The organism is Pseudomonas sp. IPO3747 (genome assembly GCF_013385245.1).
In the GTDB taxonomy this organism is placed as follows: domain Bacteria; phylum Pseudomonadota; class Gammaproteobacteria; order Pseudomonadales; family Pseudomonadaceae; genus Aquipseudomonas; species Aquipseudomonas edaphica.
The window spans coordinates 25853-39525 of record NZ_JACAQL010000006.1 but is presented as its reverse complement, the minus strand read 5'-3'; the positions used below and the strand labels follow the sequence as shown (position 1 = coordinate 39525).

Below are 13673 nucleotides of genomic sequence, written 5' to 3'. Positions count from 1 at the left end.
CCTACGGCTGCGGATGTGAATAAATCGTGAAAAAAATGTAAGAAAATGGCTGGGGTAGACAGATTTACGCTGGTCGCGTGGTCTGTCGGATTTTACCTACGCGCCAGCCACTCGTCGCCACTGTCAGTTCTGACAGTAGATTTGCCGATTGCTCCAAGCGCCTTATTTACCTTGCTCGTCGCGCTATTCCTGCGCGGCCTTAATCCAGCAAGGTGATAGTTATGTCTACCCCTCCAGATAACTTCGATAGGCTAGATGTTGGCCCCTACCCGCCGTCCGACGGAATAAACCTGAGCAATACGAAGTATAAGGAACTGGCCCGTATAGGCCTGGGGCGTAATGAATTACTGCCCATCTGTTATTGGATTTTTGAGCCGTGGACAGACTGGGCTCAGTTTGACCGCTGTGCCGTTCAGTTGGGTCTGCCTAATCCAATGAAGGCCGAAGCCGTTACCGTGGAGATAAAAAAACGATATTCTGTTAGCTTCGATGGATACAAGATTTCCGACGGAAACCATAGATTCTATGGGCAGGTCTTTCGAGCGGGTTCGGGGCAAGAAGTTCGTTCGGACGAAGATTTGGTTTTTTGCAAACAGAGTATACCGGGCGGTAATGATCCCAACCCCGGGGAACCGTGGCATAGCGGCCTGTTGATGAAAGTTGTAGATCTTCCGGAAGGCTCGAGCATCACGAAAAAAATTGCTGAAAGTGGCATTCAGATCTGGGTGTATCCTTATTTGGACATCCGCCAGAATGACAGCAATATATTCTATTTCGGTACGTTTTCGTATACGCATACGGTCAGTCCGACAGAGGCGTCCCAAAAGGGCGGCTACCCTGTGTCAGTTCCCTACGAAGGCTACCTGGAAAAGCTTCCATCGCGCGGAACTTTCACTGTTCGCATGGGCGTGAAGGACGTAGTGGGGAATGAGCCTCTGGGGGCGTACACCCTTTCCAAGCCCTATATGTTGCGCAGCGAAATAGATCCCAACTTACTCAACGCCCCCGTGGTGATGAAGAACAGCGATGAAATTACCGTCGTTGATCTGGATGTCCCATTTGATGCTGAAGTTATAGTGTTGATCCACCCCCCCAAATCAAAACCGGCACCCAAGCCGCTCAACAAAATCGTATTGGTTGTGGAAGCTTCCCCGGAGGGCGGTTCACCCGTCATTACGCGCTTCGACGCCATCACGGACAGAAATTTTGAATCAGAGACGATCTCACTCCCCAGTAAATTTTTCCATGACATAGGCCGCGGCACGATACGCCTATGGTGGGAGTGGAGGACTGCTAAGGATGTCTTCATTAAAGAATCGGGTAGTTACTCGCTCGATATAACCGGTACACCGACACGGATGCCGGCGCTGAAACTTCTCCACCCTTTTAACGCCGGGCTGATTTCAGCAGATGTGAATGGAGTCGCTGAGGTTCCGATATATTCACCTTATGCAGCGAACAACCTCGAGCTTATACAAGCGGTGCACAAAGGCGGCCAAAACGGTGCGACACTCGTTACTTTGAGTAGGCAGCGCGCCGGTGCTGAGGGCGGAACACAGGTATTGCCGGCAGACCTCTTGAAACAGTTCGATGGGCTGGGGCCGTTTGATGTTTTTTTAGACGTAAGAATGTTCAATGGGAACAGTCCTCGTCAATCAGAAGTCGTGATGGCTGAGGTGGGCAAGGCGCTTCCAGTATTGCCTGAAGTGTATATTAAAGAGGCTAAAAAATTCTACGGTAACTGGAACCTTGACCTGAAGGATTTGAATGGCTATTCGGTTGGGGTCTACTTTAATTATGCCAATACAAAAGTCGGGGACACGATAGTCCTTACCCTTGCAGGGGAATCGCCGAGAAACTATCTTCAAATTGAAATTGATATCTTTGAGGATATTGCAGGGGAGGCCTTGTTGGAACTTGAGACACCCATTGAGCAGGCGTTTATTGAGCATAACCTAGGCAAGAGTCTCGATATCTATTACAGCGTGATGAGCCCAGGGGCGCCGCCCGTCACCCTGCGCTCGGAAGTGCTCAAGCTTAGTATCGGTGAGCCGGTGAACCTCGAAAGCTTTAAACTGCTTGAGGCGAACGCCACCGCGATGACGATTAACCCGGTGGCTGTCATCAACGGCGCGAATGGCGAGGTGAGGTACTCGAAGGCCGCAAAAGGTGACCGCCTTCTTATTTCCTGGCTTGGGCAGTATGGTATCAGCCAACATAAGCTAGAAATAACGGTTGATCCGAAGCTCGGTGTTTTCACATTTAAAATTCCGGTTGAAGTGATCACACTGGCGGTGCGGCCTGATGGCAATAATATCCTGATGAATTGCACGTTGCTTCGCGGGTCATTCAGCTACGCGTTCGAGCCTTTGCAGTTATTGCTGTTGCCTCTCGATGCACTGCCCAGGCCGTATATCAGCAAATACGCACATACCACGGTGCTGCCGGTCTACGAGCTGGATGCGCCTCGCTGGATTATTGATGTATGGAAATTTATCAGCGTGGGTCAGTTCATGTTCATGACGATCACTGGCGAATTCGCTGATGGCGGACTTTACGAAAATAAAATTTTTACGCCGAACGAGGTCATCGCAGATCACCTTGCCAAGGGCGTCTCCGTTCCTTTGGCGATGGATAAAATACCTCTGCTTAAGGACGGCTCATTGTTAAAAGTTTCGTTCTCGGTCAGTTTTGTAAAAATTCCTCTTATGCAGACGGCGATACCTTTTGGCGAAACAGCCTATGTGATCCAGCAACTTCCTACCGTGCTGGCCTTCCCGACCCTTATTGGCGCCGCCACGATCGCACAAGAAACAACGGTTGACCCACTGGCCATTGAGAAAAGCGTTGTCGTCAAAATAGTACTTAAAGGTATGCGCGCCTCGGACATTTTATTGTGTAAATGGATACAGGAAAATGGAGAGGTTGTAGAGTTGGAGGTTCCAGGCAGTGCGACGGGCTCAGTGTTGGCCGATTTTACTGGGGAGCAGGCGCTGCACAATGGTGTTGGGCGCAGGGTACAGTTGATGTACGTACTCGTGCGTGATGGAAAATCCACGCCCTCTGAAGTTCAAACAGTATCGGTTGCTGCGATTGCGCCCGCTAACCTTCCGAAGGCAACGATCAATAATCAAGCTGCTGGTACCACTGTCGATTTGAATACCTTTGCCGGTAATACACGAGCGGACATGGTCAAGGTCCCGCTGTGTAAAGCAGGGCAAACAATATGGATAACCCTTATTGGTGGTGGCAGGTCGGTGGAAATATTACCCGCTCATACCATCAATGTGGATGAAGTAAAAAATGGTTTTGTAAATATACCCGTATTGCGTGGCACGCTGACGGCACTGCCTAATGGTACAACGTTTCAGCTGGAGGTGAGGGTTGCCTTCGATGGCGGTGTGGACAAAACCCGAGCGTTGGTGTTTCCGTTAGTGCAGTACACTAAGTCTGATTCATTTGCGACACTGGGTACTAACTTTGTCTACGGGTTAGGCCCTTGGACGCCAGGCAATGGAGCAGATCGATATAAGTTTTCGGGATCAGGACTTGATTTGTCTACTATTGCAGATAGACCGCCCACTTATGCGGGGCCGGTAATCACGACCTATCTAAATCTTAACGCTGTTCATATCTATCAAGTTTCATTTACTATATTTAATTATTCGCCGTCAGGTGGATGGAACTTGGATCCTTCTCTCGCAATACATGTAGGAGGGCGATTGATTTCTGGCGTGGTCTCGCCGCCCAAGAATACTTGGTACACGCTAGCCGCTAACGTTAAGGTTCCTGCAAACGGGGTAACGGCCGTTACCCTTCATAACTATCAGAATAGTGGCTTAGGTAACGATTTCATCGTCAACTCCGCCAGCATCATTCGCCTGACATGATCCTTCCTCGCTGAACAATCGGGACAGCTCTACCTAACCGTAGGCTGTCCCTTTTTTCACCGCTCTCAAATCTTCCAATGACTTGCCGTCTTCGCCAGCAACTGCCGCATCGCCTCCACATTGCCGACCAGTTGCAACGTCAACAACCGATACCCATCCAATGCACTTTGCACCGGTGCATCCAACCCAGCTTCATCCGCTGCGTGCACCGTAGGCCGCTCCAGGCGCTCGGTAAACCCGGATTTCAGTGCGCGCGCCATCCCCACCAATTGCACGCGAATCTGCCGGTGCTCGGCCTTTAACATCACTTGCATCCGCACCATTGCCTGCTCATCACGCGGGTCCGGCCGGGTGTTGCCAAGAATCTCCAGGGTACTGATGCACATGCGCAGGTGCCGTTGAATCATGTCCAGCTCGGTCATCGAGATACGCACTTCCTTGGACACCGAAGGCATCAGCGAGCGCAGTTGCAGTATGGCGGCATTCAGGCGGTTGAGCAGCTTGAAGTGTTCATCGTCAGTGACTGACTGGCCGTTGATGATGCGGCTGTAAATCGCCGCACAGTCGCGCAGTGCGCTGGCCATGTTGTAGCGCCACGAATACACCGCGTACAGCGGCAGGGCAAAGGAAAACGCCAGTGCCAACACGATGCCGATAAGGATATCGACGGTGCGCCACAAGCCATCCGAGATCGGGTTGTCGCCGTGGCCGGCGACGATAAACACCGTAATCGCCGACAGCAGCGCGATGTAACCGCCCTTGCCGATGGCGTGATAGGAAAAGAACCCGCACACCACCGACATCAGCAGATAGGTCAGCAGCGGTATGCCGAAATAGGCCTGTTGCACCACCAGCAGCAGGCCGACGCTGGCACCGATCAGGGTGCCGTAGGCGCGCTCCACGGCTTTTTTGCCGATATTGCCGTGGTGCTGCAAGCCGCCGATCACGATCAGCATGGTCACCGAGGCCCACTCGCCGTGGGGCAGGTTGATGCCGGTGGTGAGCAGGATGGTCGCCAGCAGGCCGATGGACACGCGCACGGCGTGGATCAGCTTGGCGTGGCGGTAGCGGCGGTAGGGGTCGAGCAAGGGGCGCAACAAGCGCCGGGCGAAGAAGGGCAGGTTCATCGGTATTAAAGTGGCCTCATTATGCAGGGTGGACCGGATCGCGTGTGGGAGCCGGGCTTGCCCGCGATGCAGGCACTTCGGTCTTTCAGTCAGACCGCAGTGATGCTATCGCAGGCAAGCCAGCTCCCACTCTGACCTGTTTATACAGGGAGCGGCGCTGTCTTCAGAAAATGTAATCCGTGGTCAAGAAACTCGAATCTCGATTACGCAAAATATCGCTGACCAACGCCTTGTTGCTCTCCTGGAACTTGGTCGCCACCAACGTGCGGATCGAGAACACGCGCAGCGCGTCATGCACCGACAGCGTGCCCTCGGCCGAGTTCTTGCGCCCGTTGAACGGGAAGGTGTCCGGCCCGCGCTGGCACTGGGCGTTGATGTTGATACGCCCGACCTGGTTGGCAAAGGTGTCCACCAGCCGCCCGACTTCCACGGCGTTGGTGCCGAAGATGCTCAACTGTTGGCCGAAGTCCGAGTCCAGTACGTATTCGATCACGGTATCCAGGTCACGGTACGGCACGATCGGTACAACCGGGCCGAACTGTTCCTCGTTGTAAACGCGCATTTGCGGGTTCACCGGGTACAAAACGGCGGGGTAGAAGAACGAACCGCGACTTTCGCCGCCATTGGGGTTCACCACCTTGGCGCCGTGCTGCGCGGCGTCGGCCACCAACGCGTTGAGGTAATCGACCTTGCCGACTTCCGGCAACGGCGTCAGCGATACGCCGTCTTCCCAGGGCATACCGGGTTTGAGCGTCGCCAGTTTGCTGTTGAATTTCTGGATGAAGCTGTCGACTACCGCTTCGTGTACGAACAGGATCTTCAGCGCAGTGCAGCGTTGGCCGTTGAATGACAGGGAGCCAGTGACCGCTTCGCTCACGGCATTGTCCAGGTCGACCTCGGGCAGCACGATGCCGGGGTTTTTTGCGTCCAGGCCCAAGGCTGCGCGCAGGCGGTGTGGCTTTGGATGCAGTTTTTTCAGGTCGCTGGCGGCCTTGTTGGTGCCGATAAACGCAAAGATATCGATTTTGCCGCTGGCCATCAGCGCGCTGACGGTTTCGCGGCCGCTGCCGTAGATCACGTTGATCACGCCGGCCGGGAAGCTGTCGCGGAACGCCTCCAGCAGCGGGCGAATCAACAGCACGCCGAGCTTGGCCGGCTTGAACACCACAGTGTTGCCCATGATCAACGCGGGGATCAGCGTGGTGAAGGTCTCGTTGAGCGGGTAGTTGTAAGGGCCCATGCACAGCGCCACGCCCAGTGGCACGCGGCGGATCTGGCCGAGGGTGTCCTGTTCCAGCTCAAAGCGGCTGCTGCGGCGATCGAGTTCCTTGAGGGCGTTGATGGTGTCGGTGATGTAGTCGCAGGTACGGTCGAATTCTTTCTGTGAGTCCTTGAGGTTCTTGCCGATTTCCCACATCAGCAGCTTGACCACCGCGTCGCGCTGTTCGCGCATGCGTCGTAAAAAGGCTTCGACATGCTGGATACGTTCGGCCACGCGCATCGTCGGCCATTCACCCTGGCCGCGGTCATAGGCGCGCACGGCGGCGTCCAGGGCGGTGAGGGCGGTGTCGGCATCCAGCAGCGGCGTGCTGCCGATGTGTACGCGCTCATCGCCCAGTTGCACCGGGCTTTGCACCTTGGCCAGCGGGCCGTTCCACACCTGCAACTGGCCGTCGACCAGGTAATCACGCTGTTCGATGGGCGCGGCCAGGCGGAATTGCTCGGGAATTTCGCTGGCGGCGGTGGGAAACAGCTGGGCGAGCAGGTTACTGGTGGTCATGTCGCTACCCCTGGAATAGTTGCAAAACATGACTAGAGAGTCACCCATCCAAGGGCTGTGTGGCAAGCGCCAGACGCGTTACGAAGGCGCGCACGCACTCGCCGGCCGTCAGGCTGCCGATGCTCACCAACACCGTCAGTGGCAGGAACGCCACGCCGGTGCGTAGCGGCGAGAGGCCCAGAAATACAGGCTGAGTACAAACAGCAGGCCATACAGCAGGCCGTGGCGCACGCCTGATTGATCAGCGCCAGGGATTCGCGTGCGGTGCGGGTCACGCCCAAAGGCTGGGCGCAGTTCAAGGCGCAATTGGGCCTGGAACCGCGTGATCTGGAAAACCTTGAGCAAAAGCCCGCGCTGGCCGGTTAAACTGCGCGGCTTTTCAGAAGGAGTTCACATGAGTCACTACCAGCCGGGCATTCTTGCCGCACCGGTGCCGTTGCAGGCACGCCATCTGTTTTTTGCCGTTGATGCACTGGCAGCCGTACCCGCCGCGTTAGACGCGCTGGTGCAGTTGGCGGACGCGGGCGCAGTGGTCGGTGTTGGCGAGCCGCTGGTAACTTCGCTCGGCGCGCACATTGAAGGGCTGCGCGCATTCCCCGCCGTTACTGGCCCAGGCGCCCATAACCCGTCCACCCAGCAGGCGTTGTGGGTGTGGCTGCACGGTGTGGATCGCGGTGAACTGCTGCTGCGCAGCCGCGCATTTGAAAAGGCCCTGGCTCCGGCATTCCGGCTGGTGCAGATGACCGAAGGCTTCCGCTACAAGACCGGCTTCGATCTGACCGATTACGAAGACGGCACCGAAAACCCCCACGCCGCCGCCGCCGTCGAAGCCGCCCTGACCGACAGCGGCGCCAGCTTTGCCGCGATCCAGCAATGGCAACACGACCTCGATGGTTTTGCCGCGTTGCCCGCCCAGGAGCGTGACCACATCATCGGCCGCCGCCATGGCGATAACGAAGAGCTGGACGACGCCCCCGAATCCGCTCACACCAAACGCACCGCCCAGGAAAGTTTTACCCCGCAAGCCTTTGTGGTGCGCCGCTCGATGCCGTGGGCCGAGAACGGCCAGGCGGGGTTGATGTTCCTGGCGTTTGGGCATTCCTTCGATGCGTTTGAAGCGCAACTGCGGCGCATGAGCGGGTTGGAAGACGGGATTGTGGATGGGTTGTATCGGATCAGTACGCCGCTGACCGGTGGCTACTACTGGTGCCCACCGGTGAAGGATGGGCATTTGGACGTGAGCGCACTCGTCTGATCCCCCAGATCTGAAACAGTGTGGGGGGCTGTGGCGAGGGCGCTTGCTCCCGTTCGACTGCGCAGCAGTCGCAGCTATCCTGGGGGCGCTTCGCACCCCAGCGGGAGCAAGCTCCCTCGCCACACAAGCCAGCTCCCACAGTTTGATTGTGTGGGGGCGTAGATCACGCCACCCACTGGCGCTTATCGTCACCATCCACCGACGGCTTCATCACCTGCACCGGCTCGGGTTCCAACCAGGTGGGCGCGACGAACCGATAACCCAGGCCCGCTGCGGTGGCGATGTAGAACGAGTCATCGTCGCCCAGCGCGCGGCGCAGGGTCTTGATCTGTGTGCGCAGGTTGCATTCCTCCACCACCAGCCTGGGCCAGGCGATGTCGAGCAATTGGTGTTTATGCAGCAATTCACCAGGCCGGGAGGCGAGGGCGATCAGCAAGGTCAGGGCGCGGTTGCCCAGGTTCACGGGTTGCCCATGCTTGAGCAGCAGATAACGGTGGGGCAGCAGTTGGAACGGGCCGAAGTGAATGCCGAAAGAGGCGTCATCGGTGAGGTGGCTGCGAGTCGAGTACGTCATGTCAGTTAACCTTTGTGCGTGGACATTGCAGCCCGACGCGGCTCCTTTTTACGCCGGGTTGCCAGGGAGAGTCAGGTGTTGATCGCCGGGATCGGGTCAGCCGGATAATCGCCATCCATCGTCGGGCCACCGGTGAGGCCGTATTGCTGCAGCACAGGTGTCAGTTGCCCGTAGAAGGCGTCTTGCGCCTTGCCATGGGCATCGGCCAGGGCGAACGGCAGGAACGCGCTGCCGATACCCCCGAGAATCGCCGTGGCGCCGCCAAGGATGCCGCTGATGGTGCCGGCCACTGCACCGATTTCGGTGGCGCCATACAAACCGGCACCGGCTTCCACCAGGCCGGCGACGGCCGCACCTGTGCCGAGCACACCGGTGGCCACCGAGAAACTGCCGGTGAGGTAGTCGCCTTTTTTCAAGGAGTCGACGCCGCCGATAATCCCGATCACGCCGCCGATAATGCCGCCGGCCGAACCAATGATCTTGCCCGCCGCGCCGATATTGGCGATCTGTTGCGCCGACAGCGGGCCTTTGCCCACCGGCACTTTGCCGGGGAAATCGCCAATGGTACCGCCGTCCGGGCGGTTGACCCAGGTGACGCCATAGCCGGCTTCCTTGGCGTATTTGGTCCCGCCTTCGAGCAGCAACCCGGCAAATTGCAGGCCCGCCGATACGCGGTTGGCATCCGCCACCGGGGTGGTGCTGCCGCTGGCCGAACGCGCCATCAGCACGCCGCTCATCAACACCGCGCTGCCAATGTGCAGCAGGCCTTGCTTGAACGCCGGGCTGACATCCCCGAATTTCATACCTTCGATAGCCTTGGGCAAGGCATCGGCAATCTTGTTGCCCTGACGGCCGATGTCCCATACCGACCGCAGCATCGACACCACCTGTGCCGGGTCGATCTTGCCGCCGTCGGAGGTGGTGAACATCGCGGGGTCTTTTTGCTGCGCGTCGTTGATCGCAGCGGTGACTTTGGCGTCGTCGAAGTTGCCGTTGCCATCGCCGAGCGTGACGTTCAACGTGTCGGTGGTCGCACCGCCGAGCAACGCATCGCCGAGGTTTTCGTTGAAGTTGACCTGCAAGGTCGCCGCGTCATCCGCCGTGGCCTTGTCACCCAGAAAGGCCTGGGCCGACGCGGTGCTGGCGGCGAAACTGCTGGCCGCCACGGTCGGGTCCAGGCCACCGGCTACCGCATCGGTGAAGGCTTTGCCGGTCACCAGCTGGTTCTTGTAGTAGCTGAGGATCGCGTCACTTTGCCCGGCGTTGGCCGCTACCTTGGTCAGGTCCACATGGCCGTTGCCACCCAGTGCGAGGTTAGCGATCGTCGCGTCGTTGGCGGCGTTTTGCAGGCCCATGCCCATGTCGATCTGCTTGCCGTTCTGGTCCTTGGCATTGAGGTTGTCGTTGAGGTTCTTGCCCGACTCGATGCCACCTTCAACGTAGTTCTGCATCGCGACCTTCATGCTCGGGTCGGCGCTCACGATATCGCTGAGCGCGGGGCCGCGATTGTTCTGCAAAAAGCCTTGCACGTCCGGGTCCGCCGACAACGTCTCGATGCCGCTTTGCAGCTGCGCCTTGATCTTGTCTTCGTTGGGGTTCAGGCCCCAGTTGGGCGAGGTGTACTTGTCCATCAAGCCTGCGTTGCCGACGTAGTCGCTGACCAGCAGGCGCGTTTGTGCATCGGTCAGTTGCACCATCACGGCGGCTTTTTGTTCGCCGGTGTAGTTCTGCGGGTTGGCAAGGATATCGGCGGTGAGCTTGGAGGTATCCACACCGGCGACGGCATCGCGGGTGGCGGCGCCGTCGAGGAAGGTCAGGGTGTCACTGTCGGTTTTCGGCGCCTGTTTCTCCAGCCACGCACCGATGTTGTCGCGGGTGCCGATGTTGTCGGATTTGCCGGTGGCGGGGTTGTCACCGCCGGTTTCCAGGGCGTGGAACAGGCCGGGGCGCGACCACATTGCTGCAGCGCCGGTCAGCTCGTTGCTCAAGGCCGAATCACTGCCCAGGGCTTGCAGGTTATCGGGGCGGATCATGCCGTCGTTGCTGCGCTGGTTGTCACCTGGGCGCATGGCGGTGCCGGAACTGGCGACCAGGCTTTCGTTGGCCATCACGATGGCGGCGGACTTGGCGTTGGCCTTGGCCAAGTCGCCTGGGTGGCTGCCCATAAAGCTGCCATAGGACTTCGCCGCCGCGCCGATATCGCTGTTGGTGTTGCTGATGAAATGGTCAACGTCGGAATGGGTGATCACATTGTCGGCTTTGCCGCGACCACCGCTGTCCAGCGCGGCCATCAGGTTCGGGCTGCTGGCCACGTACTTGAGCACGGCCTGAGCCTGGGGCGGCAAGCTGGTCGGCGGGTTGGCAAAGTCGATCGGCGCGCCGTGCAGGCCCCAGGCGTCCCAGTTCTGCGAGAGCAATTGTGCGGCGGCGCGCGGGCGGTTCAGGTCGAGTTCTTCTTTGGTCGGTGTCGTGCTGGTGTTACCAGTGATGCTGTTCCAGTCCTTGGCGCCGGACACGCCGAACGACGAGTTGTCGACCCACGAAGTATCGCAGGCGCCTGCCGCTCCAGTAGTGCCGGCGTAAAGCTTGGCCACTTGGTCGTACAGGGCAGGGGTGATGTCCTGGGACACGATCACTTTGTCGCCGGACGCGGTCTGGTAGCGGATCAACCTTGGCCCGACTTCCTCGGGCGGGCCGATATGGGTGGCTGGGTCGATGCTCTCGTTGGCACCGGCCAGGCGATAGCCTTCGGCGCCGCTGGCATTGATCGCCGACAGCTTGGTGAAGTCGCCACTGACCTGATCGAACAGCTGCGGCGTGTCTTTCTGGCTGACCACCACCTTGTCACCCGAGGCGGTCTCATAGCGGATCAGCCCGGGGCCGAGTTCAGTCGGGCTGCCGATGGCCGTGTAGTTGCCCAGCCCCGGCGCCACGGTGCTCGCATCGGCCTGGGTGTAGCCGGCCGCTTTACTGTCACTGAGGTTTTTTTCGAAGCTCGCATCGTTCTGTTGGGTGTTGTACTGGTTGACCAGTGTTTCGTAGAGACGCGGGTTGTCGCTCTGCTTGAGAGTGACTGGCTTGTCGCTGCCCAACGGTGTGTAGGTGATGCTGTTGTTCACCGGCGCCTGAACGTTTTGATAGGGCAGTGGGATCGACGGGCCGCGGATCTTCGACGGGTCGAAGGTCGGCTGGTTGACGGCGGTGTACAACGCGGTTTCGAATTTTTTCTGCGAGCCGTCTGTGCCCGGTGTTTGCGCAGGGTCACGACTACTTGGGATCGCTGGCATACATGCTCACCTGGAAGTTGTTTCATATATCAGGGCCTGCACACTGACTATTTAGCTATTAGTGCATCTGTACTAATCAGGCGCAGGAAATTAGTTGCCCGCGAGCATTAAGGTCGCTCGCGCCGAGCTATGAAACGCGATGAGTAAGTCGCTTTTGTTACAAATGGAAATATCTGCGAAGTTGGGCAAAAGGCTATTAGCGAAAAATGTGAAGTCGATACAAAAAAGACGTCGACGTCGTGACGGACTGCGCGTTTTTACGCTGTAAACCTGCCGCCTATTGATCAAGAGAATGTCGGGGGTGTGCGTGCAACGCCGCGTAATATGGGGCTTTGGCCTTGTTTGAACGTTTCGCTAAAAGTTCCGCGGGCGAACCGGCATGAGTTTTTTTCAACGCCGGGTTGAGCCAAACAATTCACACCTTGTAGCCGAAACGTTTCACAAGCTTTCACAACGAAGGCGTTTTGTTCGTGAGTAGTATGGCCCCCATGCAAACCAACGACGGTTCGAACGCTCACTGTCTGACGTTTTGGGCATTTACCGGGTTTGCATACTTTCAGCTTGCTGTTGCGCAACTGAATAACTTCCCTATCGATGCAAGGAGATGAACATGGCTGATGTCCCACCAGTAAAAGCCGGCGGCGCCGACGACGCTATCGCGAAGATGGAAGCGACCTTCAACATGGCTATCGAGAAGTCGGCCAAGATCACCGAAATCAGCACCGCGAAAAAAGCTGAGCTCGACGCCACCAAACAGCGTCCGCAGAACTGATTTGCCAAACGGGCGGCGCTGGCGCTGCCCGTTTACCTGCTGATTCTTGACCCCGTTGCACATTTTCAAGGGGGCAAACCCACACATGACAGCCTTGATTTCTTTGGGGCCGGTGGCTGCGACTGGCGCACCGACCCTCACTGTGACCGCCGGTTTGCACCAGGGCAGTTCCCTGGTGCTTGATCAGCCTGTCTACACCATCGGCGCGGACCTCGCGGCCGACCTTGTGCTCAGCGACCCCGGTATCGCCGGCCTGCACCTGCGCCTGCGTTTTGAGGGCGGCCATGTGGCGGTCGAAGCCTTGGGCGGTGAGGTGCTGGTCGCCGGCACTGTGCGAATTCCCCGGGGCAATGGCCATCGCGCGCGACTGCCTTTGCAACTGCGCATCGGCACCTCCGGTGTGAGCCTGGCGCTGCCTGAAGAGGCAGAACAACCCCGCGCTCCGCGCAGATTAACGCCTTGGATTGTCGCGCTCGGCCTGCTGTTTATCTGTGCAGGGGCACTGGCCTTTCGCAGTGACCCGCCGTTGGCGCAGGCGGCGGCAGTGGTCGATGTGCCGGCGATTAAGCAGCCGTCCCGCGAACAGGCCAAAGCCTGGCTGGAGCAACAGTTGCAAGCCGCCCGCCTGGATGCGGTGAGCGTCACCAACAGCAACGGCCAGCTCAGCGCCGAGGGTAGTTTCGAACAGTCACAAAAGCCTCAATGGCTGGCCCTGCAACAAGCCTTCGACCAGCGCTACGGCCAGCAGATCGTGCTCAACCCCCGCGTTGCCGCGCGTGCCGATGCCGCGAGCCCACGCGTGCGCTTCCAGGCCGTGTGGTTCGGCGCCCACCCCTACGTGATCAATGACAGCGGCAAGCGCCTGTACCCCGGCGCTGCGCTGGCGGACAACTGGGTGCTGGAACGCATCGAGAACAACCAAGTGATCCTCGCCCGTGGCGATGAGCGCTTTACCTTCACCTTATGAGTCGGTCTATGGGACGTATAC

At 58.3% G+C, this 13673-nt stretch carries 10 protein-coding genes; 6 read left to right on the top strand and 4 right to left on the bottom strand.

The genetic code is table 11. From position 1 onward, the window contains the following. Nucleotides 1–221: 221 nt before the first annotated feature. Entirely contained in the window at nt 222–3890 is a 3669-nt protein-coding gene (locus HX790_RS10600) for a hypothetical protein (protein WP_017137557.1), read from the top strand. Nucleotides 3891–3955: 65 nt separating this feature from the next. On the opposite strand, the gene HX790_RS10595 is transcribed toward HX790_RS10600, so the two are convergent. Next, nucleotides 3956–5017: an FUSC family protein gene (locus HX790_RS10595; RefSeq protein ID WP_169988215.1), complete on the bottom strand. Its 1062-nt coding sequence runs from the start codon at nt 5015–5017 to the stop codon at nt 3956–3958. Between the two features lie 163 nt (nt 5018–5180). Then, nucleotides 5181–6797, bottom strand: coding sequence for an NADP-dependent glyceraldehyde-3-phosphate dehydrogenase (locus HX790_RS10590; RefSeq protein WP_176991520.1), 1617 nt, complete (start codon nt 6795–6797; stop codon nt 5181–5183). A gap of 28 nt (nt 6798–6825) precedes the next feature. On the opposite strand from HX790_RS10590, the gene HX790_RS10585 reads away from it, so the two are divergent. The 3 genes from HX790_RS10585 to HX790_RS10580 all read left to right on the top strand — a co-directional run bounded on the left by HX790_RS10585 (nt 6826) and on the right by HX790_RS10580 (nt 8052). Continuing rightward, on the top strand, nt 6826–6963 hold the full coding sequence (locus HX790_RS10585; protein ID WP_176991519.1) for a hypothetical protein: 138 nt from the start codon (nt 6826–6828) through the stop codon (nt 6961–6963). Nucleotides 6964–7034: 71 nt separating this feature from the next. Further along, on the top strand, nt 7035–7163 hold the full coding sequence (locus HX790_RS29570) for a hypothetical protein (RefSeq protein ID WP_017137560.1): 129 nt from the start codon (nt 7035–7037) through the stop codon (nt 7161–7163). Nucleotides 7164–7191: 28 nt separating this feature from the next. Then, nucleotides 7192–8052, top strand: a complete 861-nt coding sequence (locus tag HX790_RS10580) for a Dyp-type peroxidase (RefSeq protein WP_017137561.1) — start codon at nt 7192–7194, stop codon at nt 8050–8052. A 163-nt stretch (nt 8053–8215) separates the two neighbouring features. Here HX790_RS10580 and HX790_RS10575 read toward each other — a convergent pair whose 3' ends face one another. Both HX790_RS10575 and HX790_RS10570 read right to left on the bottom strand, forming a co-directional pair. Then, nucleotides 8216–8626, bottom strand: a complete 411-nt coding sequence (locus tag HX790_RS10575) for a winged helix-turn-helix domain-containing protein (RefSeq protein ID WP_138449202.1) — start codon at nt 8624–8626, stop codon at nt 8216–8218. A 71-nt stretch (nt 8627–8697) separates the two neighbouring features. Then, nucleotides 8698–11913, bottom strand: a complete 3216-nt coding sequence (locus HX790_RS10570) for a type III effector HrpK domain-containing protein (RefSeq protein ID WP_176991518.1) — start codon at nt 11911–11913, stop codon at nt 8698–8700. 610 nt (nt 11914–12523) lie between these two features. Here HX790_RS10570 and HX790_RS10565 point away from each other — a divergent pair. Together HX790_RS10565 and HX790_RS10560 are read left to right on the top strand one after the other, a co-directional pair. Then, nucleotides 12524–12685, top strand: a complete 162-nt coding sequence (locus HX790_RS10565; RefSeq protein WP_016969018.1) for a hypothetical protein — start codon at nt 12524–12526, stop codon at nt 12683–12685. Nucleotides 12686–12770: 85 nt separating this feature from the next. Then, nucleotides 12771–13652 carry an FHA domain-containing protein gene (locus HX790_RS10560; protein WP_017137564.1) on the top strand — a complete coding sequence of 294 codons (882 nt, stop codon included), beginning with the start codon at nt 12771–12773 and terminating at the stop codon, nt 13650–13652. Nucleotides 13653–13673: the final 21 nt, after the last annotated feature.